23 protein-coding genes and 1 tRNA gene are annotated in these 25,638 nt (G+C 29.2%); 5 read left to right on the plus strand and 19 right to left on the minus strand.

Annotation, left to right across the window (positions count from 1 at the left end; genetic code table 11):
* Positions 1-211 precede the first annotated feature (211 nt).
* Positions 212-2,989, plus strand: a complete 2,778-nt coding sequence (locus tag ABHC41_RS07500) for a transglycosylase domain-containing protein (protein WP_271893665.1) — start codon at positions 212-214, stop codon at positions 2,987-2,989.
* A 115-nt stretch (positions 2,990-3,104) separates the two neighbouring features.
* Here ABHC41_RS07500 and spoVAE read toward each other — a convergent pair whose 3' ends face one another.
* The 10 genes from spoVAE to ABHC41_RS07550 all read right to left on the minus strand — a co-directional run bounded on the left by spoVAE (position 3,105) and on the right by ABHC41_RS07550 (position 10,694).
* Positions 3,105-3,467, minus strand: a complete 363-nt coding sequence (spoVAE, locus tag ABHC41_RS07505; RefSeq protein WP_271893663.1) for a stage V sporulation protein AE — start codon at positions 3,465-3,467, stop codon at positions 3,105-3,107.
* A 6-nt stretch (positions 3,468-3,473) separates the two neighbouring features.
* Positions 3,474-4,490 carry a stage V sporulation protein AD gene (spoVAD, locus tag ABHC41_RS07510; RefSeq protein WP_092923672.1) on the minus strand — a complete coding sequence of 339 codons (1,017 nt, stop codon included), beginning with the start codon at positions 4,488-4,490 and terminating at the stop codon, positions 3,474-3,476.
* A gap of 12 nt (positions 4,491-4,502) precedes the next feature.
* Positions 4,503-4,943, minus strand: a complete 441-nt coding sequence (gene spoVAC, locus ABHC41_RS07515; RefSeq protein WP_092923668.1) for a stage V sporulation protein AC — start codon at positions 4,941-4,943, stop codon at positions 4,503-4,505.
* A 3-nt stretch (positions 4,944-4,946) separates the two neighbouring features.
* A complete protein-coding gene (locus tag ABHC41_RS07520; protein ID WP_092923665.1) occupies positions 4,947-5,363 on the minus strand; it encodes a stage V sporulation protein AB in 417 nt (138 codons plus the stop codon).
* An 8-nt stretch (positions 5,364-5,371) separates the two neighbouring features.
* Positions 5,372-5,959, minus strand: coding sequence for a stage V sporulation protein AA (locus ABHC41_RS07525; protein ID WP_271893659.1), 588 nt, complete (start codon positions 5,957-5,959; stop codon positions 5,372-5,374).
* A 172-nt stretch (positions 5,960-6,131) separates the two neighbouring features.
* Positions 6,132-6,896 carry an RNA polymerase sporulation sigma factor SigF gene (gene sigF / locus ABHC41_RS07530; RefSeq protein ID WP_092923659.1) on the minus strand — a complete coding sequence of 255 codons (765 nt, stop codon included), beginning with the start codon at positions 6,894-6,896 and terminating at the stop codon, positions 6,132-6,134.
* A 25-nt stretch (positions 6,897-6,921) separates the two neighbouring features.
* A complete protein-coding gene (gene spoIIAB / locus ABHC41_RS07535) occupies positions 6,922-7,350 on the minus strand; it encodes an anti-sigma F factor (RefSeq protein ID WP_092923656.1) in 429 nt (142 codons plus the stop codon).
* Between the two features lie 13 nt (positions 7,351-7,363).
* Entirely contained in the window at positions 7,364-7,696 is a 333-nt protein-coding gene (gene spoIIAA, locus ABHC41_RS07540; protein WP_092923653.1) for an anti-sigma F factor antagonist, read from the minus strand.
* 288 nt (positions 7,697-7,984) lie between these two features.
* Positions 7,985-9,604 carry a DEAD/DEAH box helicase gene (locus tag ABHC41_RS07545; protein WP_271893656.1) on the minus strand — a complete coding sequence of 540 codons (1,620 nt, stop codon included), beginning with the start codon at positions 9,602-9,604 and terminating at the stop codon, positions 7,985-7,987.
* A 130-nt stretch (positions 9,605-9,734) separates the two neighbouring features.
* The gene (locus tag ABHC41_RS07550; RefSeq protein ID WP_092923647.1) at positions 9,735-10,694 is read right to left on the minus strand and encodes a calcium/sodium antiporter; all 960 of its coding nucleotides are present in this window, start codon (positions 10,692-10,694) and stop codon (positions 9,735-9,737) included.
* Between the two features lie 342 nt (positions 10,695-11,036).
* Here ABHC41_RS07550 and pflB point away from each other — a divergent pair, with 342 nt between their 5' ends.
* Together pflB and pflA are read left to right on the plus strand one after the other, a co-directional pair.
* On the plus strand, positions 11,037-13,268 hold the full coding sequence (pflB, locus tag ABHC41_RS07555; RefSeq protein WP_195238302.1) for a formate C-acetyltransferase: 2,232 nt from the start codon (positions 11,037-11,039) through the stop codon (positions 13,266-13,268).
* Positions 13,269-13,594: 326 nt separating this feature from the next.
* Complete coding sequence (pflA, locus tag ABHC41_RS07560) at positions 13,595-14,329, plus strand: pyruvate formate-lyase-activating protein (RefSeq protein ID WP_271893654.1); 735 nt, start codon at positions 13,595-13,597, stop codon at positions 14,327-14,329.
* Between the two features lie 94 nt (positions 14,330-14,423).
* Here the strand turns inward: pflA and thiI are convergent, their stop codons facing one another.
* Positions 14,424-15,596, minus strand: a complete 1,173-nt coding sequence (gene thiI, locus ABHC41_RS07565) for a tRNA uracil 4-sulfurtransferase ThiI (RefSeq protein ID WP_195238303.1) — start codon at positions 15,594-15,596, stop codon at positions 14,424-14,426.
* Between the two features lie 52 nt (positions 15,597-15,648).
* Positions 15,649-16,800 carry a cysteine desulfurase family protein gene (locus tag ABHC41_RS07570; RefSeq protein ID WP_092923635.1) on the minus strand — a complete coding sequence of 384 codons (1,152 nt, stop codon included), beginning with the start codon at positions 16,798-16,800 and terminating at the stop codon, positions 15,649-15,651.
* A 972-nt stretch (positions 16,801-17,772) separates the two neighbouring features.
* Between ABHC41_RS07570 and ABHC41_RS07575 the strand changes: the two genes are divergently transcribed.
* Positions 17,773-18,768 (plus strand): asparaginase, encoded by a 996-nt coding sequence (locus ABHC41_RS07575; protein ID WP_092923629.1) that lies wholly within the window; start codon positions 17,773-17,775, stop codon positions 18,766-18,768.
* A 17-nt stretch (positions 18,769-18,785) separates the two neighbouring features.
* Here the strand turns inward: ABHC41_RS07575 and ABHC41_RS07580 are convergent, their stop codons facing one another.
* Both ABHC41_RS07580 and ABHC41_RS07585 read right to left on the minus strand, forming a co-directional pair.
* Positions 18,786-19,241: a hypothetical protein gene (locus ABHC41_RS07580; RefSeq protein ID WP_195238305.1), complete on the minus strand. Its 456-nt coding sequence runs from the start codon at positions 19,239-19,241 to the stop codon at positions 18,786-18,788.
* Positions 19,242-19,340: 99 nt separating this feature from the next.
* Positions 19,341-21,383, minus strand: coding sequence for an ATP-dependent helicase (locus tag ABHC41_RS07585; protein WP_176579620.1), 2,043 nt, complete (start codon positions 21,381-21,383; stop codon positions 19,341-19,343).
* A gap of 113 nt (positions 21,384-21,496) precedes the next feature.
* Here ABHC41_RS07585 and ABHC41_RS07590 point away from each other — a divergent pair, with 113 nt between their 5' ends.
* Entirely contained in the window at positions 21,497-22,411 is a 915-nt protein-coding gene (locus tag ABHC41_RS07590) for a ribonuclease H-like domain-containing protein (protein WP_166506003.1), read from the plus strand.
* A gap of 75 nt (positions 22,412-22,486) precedes the next feature.
* Here ABHC41_RS07590 and ABHC41_RS07595 read toward each other — a convergent pair whose 3' ends face one another.
* From ABHC41_RS07595 to ABHC41_RS07615, 5 genes are all read right to left on the minus strand, one after another.
* Positions 22,487-24,052: a ClC family H(+)/Cl(-) exchange transporter gene (locus tag ABHC41_RS07595; protein ID WP_195238306.1), complete on the minus strand. Its 1,566-nt coding sequence runs from the start codon at positions 24,050-24,052 to the stop codon at positions 22,487-22,489.
* A gap of 78 nt (positions 24,053-24,130) precedes the next feature.
* Positions 24,131-24,221 (minus strand) — tRNA-Ser (locus ABHC41_RS07600).
* Positions 24,222-24,485: 264 nt separating this feature from the next.
* Positions 24,486-24,791, minus strand: a complete 306-nt coding sequence (locus tag ABHC41_RS07605; protein WP_092923615.1) for a zinc transporter — start codon at positions 24,789-24,791, stop codon at positions 24,486-24,488.
* Positions 24,792-24,803: 12 nt separating this feature from the next.
* The gene (locus ABHC41_RS07610) at positions 24,804-25,223 is read right to left on the minus strand and encodes a DUF3842 family protein (protein ID WP_092923612.1); all 420 of its coding nucleotides are present in this window, start codon (positions 25,221-25,223) and stop codon (positions 24,804-24,806) included.
* A gap of 33 nt (positions 25,224-25,256) precedes the next feature.
* Positions 25,257-25,442 carry a CooT family nickel-binding protein gene (locus tag ABHC41_RS07615; RefSeq protein WP_092923609.1) on the minus strand — a complete coding sequence of 62 codons (186 nt, stop codon included), beginning with the start codon at positions 25,440-25,442 and terminating at the stop codon, positions 25,257-25,259.
* Positions 25,443-25,638 lie beyond the last annotated feature (196 nt).

A 25,638-nucleotide genomic window follows, 5' to 3' on the forward strand; every position in this document is an offset into this window, starting at 1 on the left:
AACAAAGTATCACATATTTTTTATATTATTAGATAAAAATAATTATTATTAAAGTTATAATAATTTTTTAAATTATATAATTAATAACATGTTTGTTTTGGAAGTATTTTGCAGATTTTTAGTATATATAAATTATGACTATTTTATTCTGTAATTAGAAAATTTCATATATATATGGTATAATATTGCATTAAGTAAGGAGGTTAACTTAATGAATAATGATAATAATGAAAATAGAAATAAAATAAGAAGAAAGAAATCAAGTTCTTCTTCTTCAACAGCTACTCGTAGTTCATCTACCACTCGTAGTTCATCTACTTCTCGTGGTTCATCTACTAATAGCTCAAATAAAAAAACTAAACCAAAAAAGAAAAAAGATAAGTTTAAGACTCTCAGGTCTATTTTGGTAGTTTGTTTAGTTTTATTAGTTGCTGGAGTAGCCGTTGGAACTGGTGTAGTCTTTGCTTCATTAAGAAATGCTGAACCAATATCAAAAGCGCTTCTAGAAGAAAAGACTTATCAAACAACGCGTATATACTACGCTAATAATGATCTACTTTCTAATGCCCCTAGTGTAAATAAAAAGCAACCTGTACCTCTAAAAGATATGGGTAAATATCTTCCTAAAGCAATAGTAGCTATAGAAGATGAGCGTTTTTATGAACATGGTGGAGTAGATATAAGAGGATTGCTAAGATCTGTAGTAAAAACTCTTACTGGAGATAAGCAAGGTGGTAGTACAATACCTATGCAGGTATCAAAAATGTTACTAACATCTACTGAACAAAGCCTTCCTCGTAAAATAAAGGATATATACTATGCTCATGAAATGAGTAAAGTCTTAAGTAAAGATGAGATATTAGAACTTTACTTAAATAACTTCTTCGTTGGTAAGGGTCTAGCTGGTGCTGAGGCTGGTGCTAGAGGATATTTTGATAAAAAAGCATCGCAACTTACTCTTGGTGAGTCAGCATTACTTGCAGGTTCTACTCAAAACCCGTCAAGATATTCAGCTTATATTACTGCTAAGCTGGAAGGTAATGAAACTAAGGATGATGTTGCAAATAGATTACTATTTTTCATAAATACTCCTGATGATACTCTTGATGATCCTACTCCAATGGAATTAGATATGGTTGAAAAGTTAAATTCTTGGGGACTTATTCCTAACGATGATACTTACAAGCAATTAAAAGCTGGTACTATGGTTGTTAGAAAAGCTGTACCTAATCCTAAGGCTAAAGAAAGACGTAATATTGTTTTAGGTAAAATGCTACAAACTGGAGCTATAACACAATCAGAATACAATGAGGCTGTGGCTGAGGAAATAAATATAAAACTACCTAAGCCTAAAGAAAGTGTTTCTTCTTCAGTTGAGGATTTAATAGAATATAAAGTTATAGATGCTTTAGTAGCACAAGGTAATACTAAAGACGAAGCATATAATATGTTCTATAATGGTGGTTTAAAGATACACACTACTATAGACCCTAAAATGCAAAAAATATTAGAAAAAGAATATGATAATGATAATAACTTCCCTGGTAGCCGTCATAGCAATGGAATGACGCAACCTCAATCATCTATGGTTATATTAGATTATAAAACTGGTGAAATAAAAGCTTTAGTTGGTGGTAGACATATAACAGGAAGAAAAACTCTAAATAGAGCTACTACTCCTCAACAACCAGGTTCAACTATAAAGCCATTATCAGTTTATACACCTGCTATAGATACACTTAAATTAACTCAAGCTACTGCATTAAGTGATACTACTGCAAATCTTACACCTTATAAGTTTAAGGAAAATAATAAGTGGAATCCAAATACGACTACTCCTGGTAAAGATATCATGAGTTTACGTAAAGCTTTAGCTTACTCATCAAATACTATAGCTATAAGAACTGCTGAACTTTTAGGTGATTCTTATAAAGACTGTGTTGATATAATGATGGATTACTTAAAGAATTTTGGTATAACAACTTTAGTTGATAGTAATACTGCAAATGCAGAAAGTAATGATAGAAGATTCCCAGCATTAACACTTGGAGGTATGACTCATGGTATATCACCTCTTGAAATGGCTTCTGCTTATGGAACTTTAGCTAATGGCGGTGTTTATATAGAGCCAACTATATTTACAACTATAACAAGTTATGATGGACAATTAATAGTTAAAAATACTCCTGAACAACACAAAGTTGTTGATCCTGATGTTGCTTACGTAATTACTGATATGCTAAAGGCAGTTATAACTGAAGGTATCGGTGGTAAAGCTGCTATACCTGGTGGAATGCCTGTTGCTGGTAAAACAGGAACAACTAATAAAGCCTTAGATGCTTGGTTTGTTGGTTACACTCCATACTACGTTGGTGCAACTTATATAGGTGATGATGCAGGTAGAAAAAATCCTACTACAGGAGAATTTATACCTCGTGAAAGTGTTGAAGGTGGAAGTGGTTCGGCAGCAAAACTTTGGTCTATAGTTATGAGACAAATTCATGAAAACTTAAAGAAAGTTGATTTCAAAGTTCCTGATAAAGTATACTTTGCTAAAATTAACTTAATAGATGGTGGAAGATCTTCATCTGGTGTTAAAGCAGCATTTATAGATGGAACATCTCCAACTAAATATACTTCTAGAGCCAATGCTGTAAAGCCAAAACATGAAGAATCTACTACACCTCCTGAAAACCAAAATAATGAAGGTACTGTAGATAATAATACTACTCCTCCTGCTGATAATGGCGGTGGAAATACTACTCCTCCTACTGATAATGGCGGTGGAAATACTACTCCTCCTGCTGATAATGGTGGCGGAAATACTACTCCTCCTGCCGATAATGGTGGCGGAAATACTACAACTCCTCCTAATAATGGCGGCGGAACTGCAACTCCTCCTCCTAGTAATGGTGGTGGAAATACTACTCCTCCTGCCGATAATAGCGGTGGAGCTACTAATCCAGCTAGTAATCCAACTGGACAATAGTTTAATATATATAAAAAAGACTATTCTCTATTTTGAGATAGTCTTTTTTTATTTATGCCTTATATTATAATATTTTATATAACTTAAATTATTAACTTATATACATTTATTAATTTTAAGGTTTAGCTTTTGGTGTAAAAATAAGTGCCATCATATATCCAAAAAATATAGCTCCTGCTATTCCTCCTGCGGTTGCAATTGTACCTCCTGTGAATATTCCCATAAACCCATTAGTCTCTATTGCTTTTTTTACGCCATTTGCTAATGAATATCCAAATCCTATTATAGGTACTGTCGCTCCTGATCCTCCAAACTTAACTATAGGTTCATATATCCCTAAAAATGTTAAAATTACTCCGCTAGTAACATAAGATACCATTATATAGGGCATTTGTACTTTAAAGTAATCAAGAAGAATCTGACCAATAAGACAAATTATTCCTCCTACTATAAATGCCCTTACATAATCCATAAGCATATTTAATCACTCCTTATTTTCAATAATTACTGCATGAGCTACACAGGGTATTGTTTGTTTTTGTAAAGTACTAGTTGGTGATAATAAAGCCCCTGTTGATACTAGCATTACTTTATTGAATTCTTTATTTTTAAGTTTTTTGTAAATATATCCACAGAAAACAGTAGCTGAACATCCACATCCACTACCTCCACAGTGTACATCTTGTTTTTCCATATTAAACATTTCTATTCCACAATCCATATATACTTTTGATATATCAAGTCCCCTTTGAGCTAATAATTCTTCTGTTATTTCTTTACCTAGTTTTCCCAAATCTCCTGTAGCTATTACATCAAAGCTATTTGGGTCATCTTTTGTATCATTAAAATATGAGTATATAGTATCTACTGCTGCAGGAGCCATAGCTGCTCCCATATTATTACCATCATCTATACCCTTATCTATTACTTTTCCAATAGTTACATGGGTAACCTTAGGCCCTTGCCCTTTTGGAGATATTAATACACTACCTGCACCAGTAACGGTCCATTGAGCTGTCATAGGTTTTTGATTACCAAATTCTAGAGGAAACCTAAATTGTCTCTCTGCTGCACAAAAATGACTAGATGTTCCAGATAGTATCAAGTCTGCAAATCCTCCGTCTATAAGCATAGAGCTTATACACATACCTTCTGCCATAGTAGAACATGCTCCATATATTCCTATAAATGGTATAGATAAGTCCCTAGCAGCAAAAGATGCAGGAAATATTTGATTGAGCAAATCTCCACCTATCATATAATTTATATCTTCTAATTTTTTATTAGCTTTTTCACATGTTTTTTTCATAGCAGTTTTTACCATATCACTTTCTGCTAATTCCCATGATTTTTGACCACATAAGTCATCCTCAAGTATAATATCAAAATATTCTCTTAATGGTCCTTCTCCTTCTTTGGGACCAACAACTGAACTAGCTGATATAATAGTTGGCTTATTTTCTAGTTTTACTGTTCTATTTCCAATTCTTTTACTTTTCATATTTTAGTCTCCTTATTTTATAAGATTGAAAATATAGTATATAAATCCACATAGAATAGATGAGCCTATTCCATATACTAATACTGGACCTGCAATTTTAAATAAGTTTGCTCCTACTCCAAGTACATAACCTTCTCTTTTAAACTCCATAGCAGGTGATACTATAGAATTTGCAAATCCTGTTATAGGTATAGCTGAACCTGCACCTGCCCTTTTTCCTATAAGGTCATACACACCAAGACCTGTTAATAAAGCTCCTATAAATATCAAAGTTATTGATGTAGCGCCTGCTGCATCTAGTTTACCAAGCCCTACAAAATTCATATAAAAATCATTTATACCTTGTCCTATTACGCATATTATTCCACCAACTATAAATGCTAATATATAGTTTTTCGCGTATGTTGGTTTTGGGCTTTTTTCTTCAACATACTTTTTGTAATTTTTATCCATAAATTAACCTCCTTGAATTATAGACCATCCTATTAAAGATCCAATTACTTTTCCCACAAGCATTGCTATAATTATATATTTTAAATACAAAGCAGGTATTTTTAATCTTCTTGCAACTACAGGTATATAATCTAATATCTCTGTTAGGCCTGAACTTAAAAAACCTACGAATACTCCATAAGCAAGCCCTGCTACTAAAGCACCCATTTTACCTATGCGTATATTCATGCCTTGAATTGAAATTAAGCTTCCAAATAAAGTTCCTATAACCAGTAGACTTTCATATGCCCCTATAAATTCTTTTGTCTTACTTATTTGTGCCATTCTAGGTATTATACCTACAAGTATTAGTAAAGAAACTACTCCTGACCCAACAACTACTCCTGATGATATTCCAAATATTATTAAAAATAATTTCACAAAATACCTCACTGTTTTTTTCTTAGTTGATTTTCTATTTCTTTATTTAATGAAACCATCTTTAAATCTAAAGGACTAGGCTCTCCTCTAGAATAATTTGGTATGAATTTATTAAAAAATAATGCTACGCCAATTCCTATACCAATTGAGTATGGTATTTGAAAATATGGCATATAAGACTTTGCATCTTTTGTGATTGCATTTACCATCATAAATTGCGAATGAGCCATATTTACATCTGCATGAAAGTTCATTATTCCCATTATAGAACCCATAAGTACTACTACTGCTACTATGAAAACTCTTATGTATTTAGTTCTATCTTTTTTGTAGCTGTCAAAGAAGATTATTATATCTTCAGGTTTCAAAAAATTTAACCTTAATTTTGGAAACCTATTATTTACTCCTTCTATAACTTCACCTAAATGTATTACATCATATTTAGATGTATTATTGTCGTAGCTTCTTAAGCATATATCTTTTATTTTCGCTTCATAAGCCTCTGGATAGATAGTATATATTTCACCTATATAAATCTCTTTTTTTGATATGTTAAAAGGTTTTATACTCTTAGGTATTAAGTAAATATCATCCATATATAATACCTCCTTCTTACTTTATTATTTGTTTAAGCTAATAAAATATTCTAATATATTAAAACTTAAATAATATTTATATAAATTTAAACCTAGGTTGTTTTTATCTATAATTTATTTGAAATAAAAAAAACACTAAACAAATATTTGTCTAGTGTTTTTTTATTTTTTATTAACTAATATATGATTTTAATTTAGCTAATACCTTTTTCTCTATTCTAGAAACTTGTACTTGAGATATATTTAGCATATCCCCTATTTCACTTTGAGTTTTATCCTCAAAGTATCTAAGCATTATTATCTGTCTTTCTCTTTTTTCTAATTTGCCTAAAACTTCTTTTAAAAGAAGATTATCTATTACTTTCTCTTCTTCGCACTCTCCCTTTAAGCTAATCTTATCTATTAAGCAAATAGGATTCCCTTCTTCTTCATGTATAACTCCATGTAAATACTCTACAGAAAAATTAGATTCCATTGCCATAACTAAGTCTTCTTTTTCCACTTCTAATACATTAGCTATTTCTTCTATACTTGGTTCTCTTCCTAGTTTCTTACTAAGTATTTCGCTTTGTGTTTTAGCTTTTATAGCTATTTGCTTTAAAGATCTAGATACTTTTACCATTCCGTCATCTCTTAGATATCTTTTTATTTCTCCTAATATCATTGGTACAGCATATGTAGAAAACTTTACATTAAACTTAGGATCAAACTTATATATAGCCTTTATTAAACCTATTGATCCTAATTGAAATAAATCATCTCTATCATAACCTATATTTAAAAATTTAGTTACAACACTTCTAACTAATCCTAGATTGTTAGTTATTAGTATTTCCTTAGCTTCCTCATCTCCATTTTGTGCTTTATCTATTAATTTTAATGTTTCTTCATGACTAAGCAATACTCTCTTTTCTTCTTTTATTGCAATTATCCCCATAATAAAACCTCTATTCTTTTGGACTTTATTGTGGTAAGTTTATCTTTTTAGTCATTACAATTTTAGTCCCTTCACCCTTTATTGAACTTACCCATACATCATCCATAAAGCTCTCCATTACAGTAAATCCCATTCCTGATCTTTCAAGCTCTGGCTTTGATGTGTAAAGTGGTTGCATAGCCATTTGAACATCTTCTATACCATTACCTCTATCTTCTACTACTATTTTTATAGTATTTCCTTCTATTTCACATCTTAAATATACGAATTCTTCTTCATTTTCATCATATCCATGAATTATTGAATTGGTTACAGCTTCTGATACTGCAGTTTTTATATCTGCTAGTTCATCTATAGTCGGATCTAATTTCGCAGCAAATGAAGCTACTATAACTCTAGCAAAACTTTCATTCTCAGATTTAGCAGAAAATTTAACTTCCATAATGTTCTTCATTTTGTATTCCCCCTTATATAGAACTTACTACTTCATCTGTATTGTTTATGTCTATAATTTTATTCATTCCAGATAAATTAAATACTTTCTCAACTCTTTCATTTGCATTTATTATAGATACTTTTCCACCTTCAGCTGATATTTTTTTGTATCTACCTATAATTACACCTATCCCTGATGAATCCATAAATTTAATATTTCTAAAATCAAATATTATGTTTTTTATAGGCTTAGATAGTAATATATTATCTATTTCATCTCTAACCTCATTTGTTATATGGTGGTCTAGTTCTGTAAATACAAACTCTATTGTTAGAGTTTTTTGTTCTAAGTAGTAGTTTATCATTTGTATCCCCCCTGATTATTGAGTATATTAACTCTTAATCAATTCTATTATATTTACTTTTTATCCTTCAACAAAATTTAACTACTTTTGTTTTATTATGTCTTAATCAACATCAGACATAAATTATATAATTAATGATGTTAAATGTTGGCAATCCACATATTTATTATTTACATATTTTTTATTAATATACATTTTTTTCTATTAATTTATTTATCTTTATATAAAGTAATAATTAATAGAAAATTTTTGCATATAAAAAAGCATAGCTTTTGCTATGCTTTTTATCTATCTTCTTTTGTTGTTTGCTTTTTCTATGTTTATCTTGTTACCTTTTATTTTTATATCTTTCATCTTTTCTAATACTTTTTTAGCATTTTGCTTAGGTACTTCAACGAAAGTATATTTGTCATATATATCTATAGTTCCTATAAGTTTTCCTGGTATCCCAACTTCTCCAGCTATTGCACCTAATATATCTTTAGCTTGAACTCTTTGGTTTCTACCTACATTTATAAATAATCTAGCCATACCTTCTTGAGCCCCAGTTGATCCACCTTTAGAACGCGCTTCTCTACGTTGTCTTGGCTTTTCTTCTACTATTTCTTCTTTAAGTTCTTCACCTAAAGCTAATTTTAAAAGTGCTGCAGCTACATCAACTGTAGAGTAATCTTCTTCTTGACAGAATGTTTCTAGCCATTGCATTTGCTTAGTTAATTGCCCTTGTTCCATAGTTGCTTTAACTTCTTTGAAGAATGCACTTACTTTCTTTTCTTCAACATCAGCTATTGAAGGTATACCATGCTTAATTAACTTAGTCTTAGTATATCTTTCTATATCTTTCATCTTTCTCATTTCTTTTCCAAATACAAAACTGAAAGATATACCTTCTCTACCAGCTCTACCTGTTCTACCTATTCTATGAACATAGTATTCTTCATCTTGAGGAAGATCATAGTTAAATACCGCTTCAACATCATCAACGTCTATTCCTCTAGCTGCAACATCTGTTGCTACTAATATGTCTATAGTTCCCCCTCTAAACTTATCCATAACTATATCTCTTTGAGTTTGTTTTAAATCCCCGTGTAATGCATCTGCAAAATATCCTCTAGCCTGTAATTCACTAACTAATTCATCTGAACCTCTCTTAGTGTTACAGAATACTACTGATAATTTTGGATTGTAAACATCTATTAATCTACATAATACTTCTAATTTATTTGCAGATCTAGTTTCTATATAGTATTGCTTTATATTAGGCACTGTAAGTTCTTTTCTAACAACCTTTATGTGCTCTGGATTTTTTTGGTATGCCTTTGTTAACTCTAATATCCCTTTTGGCATAGTAGCTGAGAAGAATACTGTTTGTCTATCTTCTGGAGTTCTACTTATTATAGTTTCTATATCTTCTCTGAACCCCATATCTAACATTTCATCCGCTTCATCTAATACAACCATCTTAACATTATCCATTTTTAATGTTTTACGGTTTATATGGTCTATAACACGACCTGGAGTTCCTATTACTATTTGAACTCCCCCTTTTAAAGACTTTATTTGTCTATCTATTGGTTGCCCACCATATATAGGTAAAGTTTTTATTCCGTGCATGTATTTAGATATTTTTCTTATTTCTTTAGAAACTTGTATTGCAAGTTCTCTAGTAGGACAAAGTACCACCGCTTGTAAACTTTTATCCTCTGGATTTATAGTTTCTAGTATTGGTATACTGAATGCTGCTGTTTTTCCCGTACCTGTTTGTGCTTGACCTATAACATCTTTACCTGATAATACAACAGGTATAGATTGAGCTTGTATTGGAGATGGTTCTTCAAACCCCATGTCCGATATAGCTCTTTTTATATCATCACTTATTGGTAAGTCTTCAAATTTTATTGTGTTCATATATTATTTCCTTTCCGTTATCTAATTATATTAACTTATCTATTATATATTTAATTCGAATAATATGCAATTAGTATTTTATCCCTTACTCATCTATAATATTCAAGATAATACAACTTGTTTTATACCATTAAGCAACGATATATATATAATATAATGTAGCCATATATAAAAGATATGTTGAAAGCATTAGCATTCCCTGCCATCTATGTAATTTATGTTTTTTAATAGTTGGTATTATTAAAATCAAAAGTAGAGCTATCATAAAAGGAAAATCTATTTTTGCTGTTTGTGCCAAAATTGGTATATCATTTGGTATTGCTGATATTCCTATTACAGATACTATATTTAATATGTTAGCACCTAATACATTTCCCACTGATATAGCATGATGCTTTTTCCTTATAGCAGTTATTGATGATACTAATTCAGGCAGTGACGTACCTAGTGCTATTACAGTAAGACTTATTATTCCTTGTGGTATGCCTATAATTTCTGCTATTTTTATCCCATTATCTACTAATAATTTTGAGCCTAAAACCATCATTACTAATCCAAGTATAAAAAAGACAGCTATTTTCAATGTTTCCTTTATATTTATACTTCCTCTATTATAATTTTTACTTAAGTCTGTTTTACTATCTTTTTCTACACTTTTATAATTTGTATACATATATACTAAAAGCATTAAAAGAAGCAATAATGCATCTATTCTATTAATATTTCCATCTATACTAAGTAATATTGTTAAAAATACTGATATTAAAAGAATTATTGATTTTGAAAAAAACATATTTTTATCTACTTTAAATGGACTTATAAATGCTACTAACCCAAGTACTAAGCCTGTGTTACAAATAATAGAACCTACTGCATTCCCTAGGCTCATTGTTGTATGCCCTTGTAAAGATGCTACTGTTGACACTGTTAACTCTGGAAGAGTTGTTGCAAAACTTACTATCGTAGCACCAAGTACCAATTCCGATATATTAGTCTTCTTCCCTATTATTACTGTATAGTTTATAAATATATCTGCTCCTTTTGTTATTAATATAAAACCTAAAATAAATAGTATAATAATAAATAACATAATATCCCTCCCCTATATAAGATAGATATTCATTATTTGGACATATATACTATTTTTTTATTTTTAAATTTTTTTGTTTTAGCATAAAAACACTTGGGTATTATATGATTATAAGGAAAACAAATTCAGATTAAATTTAAAAATTATCGACAATATTTATGCGAAAGGTTGTATACAAAATACCTTTTATATGTTATGATTATATTGTCTAAAAATTATCTAGCTAGATTAATAATATAAATTTTTTAAATATTTAAATTTAAATAATAATATTAAATATTTAAATTTAAATAACAATAAATAACTTTACAAATTTTAAACCCTAACAAGGAGGCTATTCACATGAATGCATGGCAAGGATTTAAAGAAGGTAGATGGACTAAAGAAATAGATGTTAGAGGGTTCATCCAAGAAAACTACACTCCATATGAAGGAAATGATTCTTTCTTAGCTGGAGCTACTGAAAACACTAAAAAATTATGGGAAGAAGCTATGGCTCTTTTCAAAAAAGAAAGAGAAAATGGCGGAACTTTAGACGTTGATACTAAAACAGTATCTATGATAGATGCTTATGCACCAGGATACTTAGATAAAGAATTAGAAACAATAGTTGGTTTCCAAACTGACGCACCATTAAAAAGAGCTGTTATGCCTTTCGGTGGTATAAAAATGGTTGAAAATTCTTGTAAGGCTTACGGATACGAATGTGATCCTGAAATAAGCGAAATATTCACTAAATATAGAAAAACTCATAACCAAGGGGTATTCGATGCTTACACTCCTGAAATGAGAGCTGCTAGAAGATCTGGTATAATAACTGGTTTACCAGATGCTTACGGAAGAGGTAGAATAATAGGTGACTACAGAAGAGTTGCTTTATACGGTGTAGATAGATTAATAGAAGATAAATTAGCTCAAAAAGCTGAATACGAAGTAAGATGTATAGACGAAGAAGTTATAAGAGCTAGAGAAGAAATATCTGATCAAATAAAAGCTTTAGAAGCATTAAAGAGAATGGCTTTATCTTACGGATTCGATATATCTAAGCCAGCTACTAACTCAAGAGAAGCTGTTCAATGGTTATACTTCGGATACTTAGGAGCTATAAAAGATCAAAACGGAGCTGCAATGTCATTAGGTAGAACTTCTACATTCTTAGACATATACTTCGAAAGAGATTTAGCTAACGGAACAATAACTGAAGAAGAAATTCAAGAAATAATGGACCACTTCGTTATGAAGTTAAGAATGGTTAAATTCTTAAGAACTCCAGAATACAACGATTTATTCTCAGGAGACCCAACTTGGGTAACTGAATCAATCGGTGGTATGGGTATAGATGGTAGAACATTAGTAACTAAAAACTCATTCAGAATGTTAAATACTCTTTACACTCTTGGACCATCTCCAGAGCCAAACTTAACAGTATTATGGTCTACTAGATTACCTCAAGGATTCAAAGACTTCTGTTCAAAAGTTTCAATAGATACAAGTTCTGTTCAATACGAGAACGATGACTTAATGAGACCATACTGGGGAGATGACTACGGTATAGCTTGTTGTGTATCTGCAATGAGAATAGGTAAACAAATGCAATTCTTCGGAGCTAGAGTAAACTTAGCTAAGACTTTATTATACGCTATAAACGGTGGTGTTGATGAGAAGTCAGGAGTACAAGTTGGACCTAAATTCGAAGCAATAACTTCAGAATACTTAGATTACGATGAAGTTATGGCTAAGTTCGAACCATTCACTGATTGGTTAGCTAACTTATACGTAAATACATTAAACATAATCCACTACATGCATGATAAGTACTCTTATGAAGCATTAGAAATGGCTTTACATGATAGAGAAATATTCAGAACTATGGCTTGTGGTATAGCTGGTTTATCAGTTTGCGTTGACTCATTATCTGCTATAAAACATGCTAAAGTTAAAACTATAAGAAACGAAGCTGGTATAGCTGTTGACTTCGAAATAGAAGGAGATTATCCAAAATTCGGAAACAACGATGACAGAGTTGACCAAATAGCTTGTGACTTAGTAGAAAACTTCATGAACAAAATAAGAAAGAACAAAACTTACAGAGATTCTTACCATACTCAATCTATATTAACAATAACTTCAAACGTTGTTTACGGTAAGAAGACTGGTAACACTCCTGACGGAAGAAGAGCTGGTGAGCCATTCGCTCCAGGAGCTAACCCAATGCACGGAAGAGATAACAGCGGAGCTTTAGCTTCATTATCTTCAGTTGCTAAATTACCATACGAGCATGCTCAAGATGGTATATCTAATACTTTCTCTATAGTACCAGGTGCTTTAGGAAAAGATATGAACGAAAGAGTAAACAACTTATCTTCAATGATGGACGGATACTTCGCTCAAGGAGCTCATCACTTAAACGTTAACGTATTTGATAGAGCTACTTTAGAAGATGCTATGGAGCATCCAGAAAAATACCCTCAATTAACTATAAGAGTTTCAGGATACGCTGTAAACTTCATCAAGTTAACTAGAGAGCAACAATTAGACGTTATAAACAGAACATTCCACGGAAAAATGGCTTAATTTATAACATCTATAATCTTACATCAGATAGTTTAACAATTATCAAAAGTCAAAGTATATAATTTTTCAGAGTGTAAGTCTCATCAACTTACACTCTTTTTTTATTTATTTTAAAATTAATTGTATGTAATAATATTATAATCTAAAATTTTTTTACATATATAGTTTGTATAGGTACTTACTGGGTATAATTAAAATATAAGGAATTATACATTACTTAAACAATATAGACTTTAAAGATATAATAATTTATAATATATTTAGACGATATTATGTATACAGTATATTTAAAACTTAATTTATAAAACGACTTAGAGGTGGATATTATGATAAAAGGAAGAGTTCATTCAATAGAAACATTTGGTACAGTAGATGGTCCAGGAATAAGATTTATAGTATTTATGCAAGGATGCCCATTAAGATGTAAATATTGCCACAATAGAGATACATGGGATGCAAAAGGTGGAAAAAAATATACAACTGACGAACTAATCACTGAAGTACTTAAGTACTCATCTTATATGAAATTCTCTGGTGGCGGTTTAACTGTTTCAGGTGGTGAAGCTACACTTCAACCAGAATTTGTAGCAGAATTATTTGCTAAGGCTAAGAAAAATGGTATACACACTTGCTTAGATACTTCTGGATTTGTAGATATAGATAAAATAGATCCAATACTTGATAATACTGATTTAGTTTTACTTGACTTAAAACATATGATAGATGATAAGGCTAAAGACTTAACAGGTGTAACAATCCAAAAAACATTAAAGTTAGCTAAACACTTAGATGAAAGAAATATACCTGTTTGGATAAGACACGTTTTAGTCCCTGGTATAACAGATGATAGAGAAAACTTAGAAGCATTAGGTAAGTTTGTATCTACTCTTAACAATGTAGATAGACTTGAATTATTACCATATCATACAATAGGTGTTCACAAATGGGAAAGTATGGGGATCGAGTATGAGTTAAAAGGTGTTCCTGATGCTACTCCAGAAGATATTAAAAAAGCTAGCCAAGTCTTAAAAGAATTTGGTGTTGAGGTATTTAATAAATAAGCCCTTAAATTTTTTTGAATAATTTATATATAACAAAAAAAGAAGTCCTAGGACTTCTTTTTTTGTTATATATTTTAATATTAGTATTTTAGAATTAGAATTCTAAATCTTCTACTTCTATGTTTTCTATAGCATCTTGTATTAATTTTTCTACATCTAATGCATTTTCTGACTTTTCAATTCTCTCTAATCTAGGCTTAGTCACAGGTTTTTTAGGAGCAAATACTGTACAACAGTCTTCTTCTGGAAGTATTGATGTTTCAAATGTTCCTATTTTCTGAGCTATATCAACTATTTCAGTTTTATCCATAGCTATAAGAGGTCTAAATACAGGTATACTAACTGATGCATTTGTGCAAGTTAGTCCTTGTATAGTTTGAGATGCAACTTGTCCTATACTCTCTCCTGTAACTAAAGCATCACAGTGTCTTTTTTCTGCTACTGCTTGAGCTATTCTCATCATAAATCTTCTTGATATTATAGTCATTTCTTCATCTTTACAATTTAAACCTATAGCTTTTTGTATTTCTAACATATTAACTTTATGAAGTCTTACTCTTCCACAGTACTTAGCTAATATTTTTCCTAAATCTCTTACCTTCTCTTGAGATTTTTCACTAGTAAATGGATAACTGTGGAAATGTATACATTCTAGTTCCATACCTCTTTTTGCTACCATCCAAGATGCAACTGGTGAATCTATTCCTCCAGATAATAAAGACATCGCTCTACCATTTGTTCCAAGAGGCAATCCTCCATACCCTGGTATAGTATCACTGTATACCATTACATGATTTTCTCTATATTCACAACGTATTCTAACTTCTGGATTTCTTATATCTACTGCTATTTTGTCTTTAACTTGAGATACTAAGTAACCTGCTATATCTCTACTCATTTCTTGAGAAGTAAATTTAAAGCTCTTATCTCCTCTTTTACTTTCTACTTTAAAGCTCTTTGCCCCTGCATCTATTTTTTCTTCTAATACTTCTAATGCTAATTCTTTTAATTTAGTATAATCTTTTTCAGCTCTTATTGCTGGACATACTCCTACTATACCAAATACTTTTCTTACTTCTTCTGCAACTTCTTCATAATCATAGTCTTCTAAGTCTACATATATTCTTCCAAATTCTTTATAAACTTTAAATTCACCTAATGGCTTAAGCATATTTTTTACATTTTTTATTAACTTATTTTCAAATAAGTATCTATTTTTTCCTTTTACACCTATTTCCCCGTACTTAACTATTAATATATTATACAAATGTATCACCTCATATTTTGATTATCGTCTTCTTGTTGTTTTTCTTAAAAATTCAACTTCTTCTTATTATTTTTCTTAAAGATTCAACTTCCTCTTTAAGTATTTTTACAGCTTCTAAAATCTCTTCTTCTGTATTTAAATCTGATAAGCTAAATCTTATAGCTCCTTCTATTTCTTCATTAGTTAATTTCATTTGAGTTAGTACATGACTTCCTTTTTTCTTAGAAGAACATGCAGAACCTGTAGATACATACATACCTTTTTGCTCTAAGCAATGAAGTAACACTTCTCCTTTTATATCTTTAAATGAGATATTAAGTATATGACACACTCCATCTTCTGGAGAATTTATTTTTATATCTTCTATATTTTTAGATATTTCTTCTTTAAGTAAATTCTTTAAAGAAGATATTTTTTCTATTTTAGAATTTAAATCATCATTTATAATTTTTATAGCCTCGCCTAATCCATATATACCAGGTGCATTTTCTGTCCCTGCTCTTACACCGATTTCTTGTCCCCCACCAGTTAACATAGGTTTTATCCTGTTAGTTTCCTTTATATACATAAATCCTATACCTTTAGGCCCGTGGAATTTATGCCCACTAACACTCATAAAATCTATATTATATCTTGATGGTCTAAAGTTTATCTTAGAATATGATTGAACTGCATCTACATGTAAATAAACTTTGTCTTTTAATGACTTAAGGTACTTACCTATTTCTTGGATAGGTTGTATGGATCCTACTTCATTATTTACGTGCATTATAGTTACTAAGCATGTAGTAGGCTTTATAGCTTTTTTAAGTTCCTCTAAATCTATTTTACCTTCTCTATCAACATCTAAATATGTTACCTCACATCCATCGTTTTCTAAATCCTTTAATGTATTTAAAACTGATGGATGCTCTATACTCGTAGATATTATATGGTTTTTTCTTTTTTTATGTAGATTGACTACACCTCTAATTATAGTATTATTAGATTCTGTTCCTCCTGATGTAAAGTAAATTTCTTTATCCTTAGCACCTAAAGTTTTAGCAATCTCACTTCTTATGGCTTTTATATTCTTTTCTACCTCAACACCCTTTCTATGTAAAGATGATGGGTTTGCGTAATCATGGCTAAGTGCATAAACAACTTTTTCAATAACCTCACTATATGGTTTAGTTGTTGCACTATTATCTAAATATATTTCCATATTTTTCACCAGCTTCCTGTATTAAGTATTTATATAAATTCAAAATTATTCAAATATGTTTTATTTATTCTTTCCAATTTATAAATTATTTTATCAAATTGAAATAAAAATTTTATCTATTATATATTAACCTAAATAGACTTATTTATTATATCATATTTACGTTATTTTTTAAGGTTTAATAATAATATTACTAAATATATATTAAATATAATTGTTGTTTTATTTTATATATTCACTTATAATTTTAACTTAATAATTATAAATTATCACTATTTTGTAGAATTGTAATTTTTTTCAATATTTTTCTTTAAAGTATTGATTTTCATGTCGAAATTTGATAATATATAAACATGGTTATCCCCCTGATAACCTTAGTAAAATCTCTATTCCCAATACCCCTTTTAAATGAATATTTAATTCATTTAAGGCCTACTTCAGATCGGAAAAGAAGTAGGTTTTATTTTTATAATTTTCGTTTGACAATAAATTAACTTTCTTGAAAAGTATTGATTTTTATGTCGAAATTTGATAGTATATAGACATGGTTATCCCCCTGATAACCTTAATTAAAATCTCTATTCCCAATACCCCTTTTGAACGGATAAACTTTATATCCATTTTATCAAGTTGATAACGGAAATCAACTTGATAGCAAAAAAGAGCTTCCCCGAGCTCTTTTTTTTTATATAATAAAATATAAATTATTTTAATGAGTATATATTTTACTAAAATTTTTGACTTTGAATATTTTCTTATAAATTTTAAAAGTTCTTTATATACTAAGTATAATTTCATTTTTATTTTACATTTATCGTCTTTTTTTGCAATCCTCTAACTTTTTATCTATATTTCTATGAGTTTTACTTTCTTTTTAATAAATAATTAACTTTATTTAACATGCTTATATAGTTTTTTTTTGATATAATTTACTTATGATATATATGTATATATTTTTAAGGAGGGACATTCATGACTAAAAAGAAAAAAGTTGCTATAGTTTTCACAGGTGGAACTATATCAATGACTGTAGATAAAGAAATTGGAGCTGCTATTCCTACTTTATCTGGTGAGCAAATAATGTCTATGGTAACTAATATAGATAAAGTTGCTGAAATAGAAGTTTTAAACTTTGATGAAATACCTGGTCCTCATATGACTCCTGAAAGAATGATGGAGTTAAAGGATTATGTTAATGATTTACTTATTAGAGAAGATATATGCGGTGTTGTTATAACTCATGGTACTGATAGTTTAGAAGAAACTGCTTATTTCTTAGACTTAACTATAACTAGTATAAAACCTGTTATAGTCACAGGAGCTATGAGAAGTAGTTCAGAGCTTGGATATGATGGTCCAAGTAACTTATCTGCTGCTGTTTGTACTGCTATATCTGATGATGCTATAGGAAAAGGTGTTCTTATAGTTTTAAACAATGAAGTACTTTTAGCTTCTGAAGCTACTAAAACTAATACATTATCATTAAATACTTTTAAATCTTTAACATCTGGACCTCTTGGTATAATAGATTGTAACGAATTAGTTTTATATAAGGATGTTGTCAATAGATCTATAATAGATACAGATAAAGTTGAGTCTAAAGTTGCTCTATTTAAATCTGGAGTTGGTATGGATGATGAACTTATAAAATTCGCTACTGATAATGGATACAAGGGTATTGTCATAGAAGCTATGGGTAGAGGTAATATACCTCCTAAGATGTATGAAGGTGTAAAATATGCTAGGGAGAAAGATATACCTGTTGTAATAGTTTCTAGATGTCATTCTGGAAGGGTATTTGATAGTTATGGATACTTAGGTTCTGGAAGAGACTTAAAGAACTTAGGATGTATTTTTGGAGGAGAGTTACCTGGTCAAAAGGCTAGAATAAAGCTTATGCTAGCTTTAGGAAAAACAAATGATTTAGATGAGATAAAAGATTTCTTTGAAAAAGGTATATATTATTAAAACAAAAAAATAGGACTTTATAAAGTCCTATTTTTTTGTTTATTATCTATATAAAATGTTATACCTACAACCAACATCTGTATAAGTAATACTAAAATAAATGTTATTATGAAATAATGATAAGCTAACATACCTATAAAGTAATTACTACTTATAACCATACTAACTATTATACTCATTATCATAGATATAGTAATTTGATATCTAATAAATGTATTTTTCTTATTCTTAATACAGTGCATAAATATCGTTCCAAATATTATAAATAGTATTATCGATATTATTTTTATCACTTGTAGGTTATTTGTATTTAAAATTCCATGTTCAAATATAAACTTATTATATCGCACATATTGCATAATTCCAGCATTTTTGTTAGTTAAATACTCTATTATAAAGATAGATACGGCTAATGCTATCTGAATAAATAATGTTAGACTATATGCTAATTTTCTTAATACTTTCTTACTCATACTCTCTCCTAATATATATTTCTAGTTACTTACCTCCAATCAAGTAATTTTGCTTATTGACAAGATATTTAAGTTATCTTATTTTATATTTGACTAAAGCTATATTTTATAAATTACATTTTTTATTGAACACACTTTATAATCTAAGGTTCTTTCTCCATCACTAAACTTAACTTTAACTAAGTTATTATTTTTTTGTACTATTGTACCTTCCTTAAATCTTTTATGATAAATTTTGTCTCCTATTGTTAAGCTTTCTATTTCTTTTTTAGTCGCTCCTTTAATATCATCTATAAATCTAGATTTAGATACTTTTTTTCCATATTTATTCGATGGAGAGCTTATATATATATTCTCCTCAGCTCTTGTTATAGCCACATACATAAGCCTTCTCTCTTCCTCAATCTGATTAACTTTTTTTTCTTCATCATTTATATCATAAGACTTTTCATGAGGAATAGTTCCTTCTGTAGCTCCTATTATATATACATTTTTAAATTCTAATCCTTTAGCACTATGCATAGTAGTAAATATTACTCCATCAGAATTTTGATTATTTTTATTTTCTATCAATTCTGACTTTACTCTTTCTATATGATCTAAATATTCTTGTATTGTATTGAAATTTGTAGCAGAACTTTCTAGTTCATTTAATATTTCTATTAAACCATTTGTCTTTATTTTTCTATTTGTACAATAATCTAGTATATATCTATCATAATCTAAACTTGTTCTTATATAAGAAATTGCATTTTTAGGATTTAATGTTTTTAAATAACTTAAATCTATATCCAAATCATTTATAGTCTTAACTTGTTTTGGATGAAGGTTACATTTATTTATTAAAGCATTTATAAAGTTTTTTTCATCCTTAACCATATTTACATGTTCTTTTGATATATATCTAAATGGTTTATTTATTATCCTAACCCAATCTTTATTTGAATCTGGATTTACGCCTATTCTTAAATAAGCTAATATATCCTGAGCTGCCCAATGATCATATATAGTAATTATCGAATCTTTCACTATAAAAGGTATTCTCATATCCATAAATACATCTACTAGCGCTCTTGATTGTATATTAGTTCTATATATTACAGCAAAATCAGTATACTCAACATAATCTTTTTTCATTTCTTCTAATATATCTTTAGCTATAAATACTGCCTCTTCTTCTGAATCATTAGGAGATATATATTTAACATTTCCACCTTCTCCTTGATGACATTTTATAACTTTTTCATATCTATTCTCATTTTTTTCTATCAATCTATTAGCTATATTTATTATTTCATCTTTTGACCTATAATTTATATCTAATAATACTTTTTTAGTTCCTTTAAAATATTGCTCAAACTCTAATAAAAAGTCTGGCCTAGCACCTCTAAATCCATATATACTTTGATCTTCATCTCCCACTACAAATATATTATTGTTAGGATTAGCTATTAGTTTTAGTACCTCAAACTGAACCTTGTTTATATCCTGGAACTCATCTACTAATATATATCTATATATTCCACGAACCATATCTAGTGCCGATTTATTGTGCTTTAATAAATGGTATGTCTTTATTAACATATCATCAAAGTCTATCTTATTATGTTGGTTTTTATGCTCTTCATATAGATTATAAGCTTTTAAAAATTCATCACTAGTTAATAGCTCTGATGTAAAGTCTCTAATATCCATCAATTCATTTTTTACATAGGATATTTCATTTATTACCTGTCCTATAGTTTCATCATCATCTGCATTTTCTATATTTAAGCTTTTCAATATGCCTTTTAGTAGTAGCCTCTTTGATTTTTCATCAAATATATTGTCTAAGCTATATTTCTCAAAGTACCTAAGTATTCTAAAAAATACAGAATGGAATGTTCCATACGTAACCTTATTCATTCTATGATCATTACTTAAACTTAACGCTCTATTTTTCATTTCTACTGAGGATGCTTTTGTAAAACTTATAGCAAGTATACTACGAGGGCTTATACCTTTATTTACTACCATATTTGCTATCCTATATGTTATAACCCTCGTTTTACCTGATCCAGGACCTGCTAATACCATACAAGGTCCATCTACATGTTCTACTGCAACCTTTTGATTTTCATTTAATTTATCTATACTTATCATAACTTACCACCTTGAAGTATTCTTTCATTAATCTATAATATAAATATAACTTTTTATATTAGTTATATAGCTAAACTATATTATAATATATAATTTCAAAAAGGAGAAATTTTATGGAAATCATAACTAATACATTAGATAATTTCGTAAATATTCCTTCAGATTCCTTCGTATTTGATATAGAAACTACAGGTCTTAGCCCTAAGTTTTGTAAAGTTATACTTATAGGAATTTTATTTAATAAAGATAATAAAACCATAATTAAACAATATTTTGCTCAAACTGAAGATGATGAAAAAGATTTATTATTAGCATTTATAAATGATATCAGTACCTTTGATACTCATATAACCTTTAATGGATTAGCCTTTGATATTCCATTTTTAAATTCTCGTTTTAATAAATATAATATTGATTTTGAGTTAAATAAAAATGATGATATTGATATTTTAAATATTGTAAGGCCATTTAAAGGCTTACTATCTCTTTCTGATTGTAAACTAAAAACTATAGAAAAATACATTGGTATATCTAGAGAAGATACTATTTCAGGAAAAGAAAGCGTAAAACTATACAAGGAATTTGTGTCTTCTAAGTCTGATGATTTAAAAAGCAAAATATTACTTCACAACTATGAAGATATATACTATTTAGGGTACCTTTATAAAATAAAAGATATATTAGAAGAGAAACTAAAGCCCATTGTAATTAACAATAAAGATTTATTCTTAAAACTTATACCATTATCCTTTAAGATAAATAATTCTAAATTAACACTTAAATATAATATATTTGATGGTAACAAAGTACCTATAAATATTTATAGCGATAATTACTCTATATTATCAGATGATAAGCACATTTTACTTAGTATAAGTTTGAATAAAGGTATAGATAAAGACAATAATATAGTTTTATTTTATCAATTAAATAAAATAATTCCCTTAAAAGTTAACGATAATTTTTTAGACTTAAATATTTATAACCTATGTGAGTATATAATAAAAAAAGAACTAAAATCTTTATAAGATTTTAGTTCTTTTTTTATTATAACTTAGTTATTACAATAATTTATAATTTGAACTATAACATATTATACAATTTTAATTTTGCGCTAAATTGACTACATCATCTAATACATTCGAGCATTCACATTGGTTTGCCATTATAGTTAAATAATCACCTGCCATTATCTTTGTTGAACCTTTAGGAATTATCTCAACATCTCCTCGAGTTATCCCTACTATTAAACAATTTTTAGGCCAAATTATATCTTTTACACATTTTCCATCTAAATCACTATTAATATGGACCACTGTTTCAAATAATGTCTTTTTGTTTACACCAGTCTCACATTCATATTCCCCACCTTCAAGAAGTCTTTCTAAAAGACTTTCATATATAGGATGAGAATTAAGTAAATCTGATGTCAATTGAGCTATTATTACAACTATCGAAAGTGGTAACAAATGATCAAGAGATCCCGTCATTTCTAGTATTAATATAATTGCTGTTATAGGTGCCTTTACTATTGCTGCAAAGTGACCTGCCATTGCTAGAACTACAAAGTTAATTATATAAGTTGATGGTATTCCCATATACATAGCACTTATAATTCCTACTATATTACCTACTATTGACCCTAATGCTAACAATGGGAAAAATATCCCTCCTGGAGCCCCTGATCCAAAACATATAAATGTAAATATAAATTTTGCTATAAGTAATATCATTAGTAAATTTAATGTAAAGTTCTGTTCTTGCAATGTCATAATAAGTTCATGACCTCCACCTAATAAAACTGGTGATATAAGACCAATAATTCCTGTTAATATGAATGGAATCATTATCTTTATTTCTTTGCTTAATTTACTATTTTTAAATATAGTTTGAGTTTTTAATATACCACTATTAAATAATACACCACTTATTCCTACTACAATTCCTAATATTATTAAGACCCAGTAGTATTTTAAAGGCATTGCATTTAATTTTGCGGTATGTAATGATGGCATTAATCCAAAAAATTGCTTTGACACAAAATCCGCTGTTATAGATGCTGTCATTGCAGATGCTAAAACTAATGGAGAAAAGTTCTTATGTGCTTCTTCTAATGCAAACATAACTCCCGCTAAAGGTGCATTAAAAGCTGCTGATAAACCTGCACTAGCTCCACATGTTACAAAATACTTTTCCTCATTATCTAATTTATCTAATCCTTTAGATATACCTTCTCCTACACATGCACCCATTTGCACTGATGGACCTTCTCTACCTACTGAAAAACCTACTCCTAAACAAAGTAAGCCTCCTATAAATTTATTTACTAAAACCCTAAACCAGTTAATTTTAATTCTTCTGGTAAGAATTCCCTCAACTTGAGGTATTCCACTTCCCGATATCATCGGCTCTCTTTTTACCTGTTGAGCTACAATATATCCTAAAGCTATTAATATCATAAATATAACTGGTATAAATAGTATATCTTCTCTACCCTTAGAATATAGACCCTTGAATAATTCCATTAGTTTTGAACCCAGTATTCTGTATACAACAATTATTAGACCTACAGCTATCCCTACAAGTAAAGAATCTCTTATTAACCTATACTTAGAATTTTGACTTCTCTTTAATATATTATAAGCTCTTTCCTTATTAGTACTTATCATAAAATTACTCCTTTCATTTATATTATATTCACTGAAAAGGAAAAAAGACTATCGCTTAAAAAAATCGATAGTCTTTACTGGCGGAGAAGGAGGGATTCGAACCCTCGCACCGGTTACCCAGCCTAAACCCTTAGCAGGGGTTCCTCTTGAGCCACTTGAGTACTTCTCCATATTTGTTACGTATTTGTTTACATATTTATTATATATTTTTATATAATTTTAGTCAATACGTTTTCTTTAATTTTTATGATTTTTTTACAATATACTAAATAATATGTATTTAAAATTATCAACAGACACAGATTACATAATTTAAACTAAAATATACATTATCATGCATAAAAATTTACTATAAACTTTATTGTCATATCAAGTATATAGCATACTTTTAAATTTAATTATTCTAAGTATGCTATATATCTATTATATTTAATTACATATGCTTTTTAGCTTCTATAAGCATTTCATTAGCTTTTTGCATATATTCTATAGCTTTCTCTATACTATTAGCTGTTTCTTCTTTTCCTATAGCCCTAGCCTTGTCTACCCACTCTCTAAATCCTTCCTCATGGCTTTCATTATGATTTACCCAATGAAGTAGTAATATTTTTAAAGTTTTTTCGTCTTTACTTTCTCCATCTTCACCATGTGTATGTGGGTGTGAATGATCATGACAATGCCCATGTGGGTGATCATGATCATCTGCATGATGTAATTTTATTCTATCATTAGTTAACATATATACTCCCCCTTATTTTTTTATGTTAAATTCTTTCTTTATTAAATCTATACTATCCTTTATTAACAGCGCTAATGGCTTGTTTTCCACTCCTACTACCTCTATATTTTCAGGCAATATAGGTAAAAATATCTTTAGAGCTTCACTATCTACTATAGCTTCACTCATTTTGCAAGTTACTTCACCCATCATAGAATTTGGCATTGAAACAGATACTGGTGCTACTATTATATTTGCCTTCTTTACAGAAGTTACTATTGCATTTTCCCCTGTAGCTCCCTTATTTGCATGAGATTTCATCATAGAGCTTGTTGCTATTGAATTAGTACCTAGTGCATATATGTCTATGTATGATGGTAATTCTTCTCTCAGATTTGATACTATCTGGGCCCCTATACCGCCACCCATTCCATCTATAACTGCTATTATCATACTATCTTCCCCTGTTTTTCTTATGTTTATTTTTTACTCTGATATTATTATTTTATGTTCCATTAGCCTTATCTCTTTTATACTTCCATCTACTATTTTCTGTTCTCCCAATAAATCAGTTAAGTACACTTTCCCTTCAAATGGATCTACACTTACTACATTTTCCATTATTCTTTCTAATTTATCCCCTTTTTGTACATAAGCTGCTGATTCACACATAATAACCCCTCCATATTTTAACTTAATATTAAATTATTATTGTTTACTTTATAACTACCCTCTTGAAAACGTTTGTGATTTTCTCCAAAAAAAGGTCTCTTTTAGTATTTAATATTTCAATACTATAAAGAAACCTTCATGATTTCAAATCACTATACATTATATACTTTGAGTATATCACCTTGTACTATATAAC

Source organism: Romboutsia sp. 1001216sp1 (assembly GCF_039841805.1).
In the GTDB taxonomy this organism is placed as follows: Bacteria; Bacillota; Clostridia; order Peptostreptococcales; family Peptostreptococcaceae; genus Romboutsia_C; species Romboutsia_C hominis.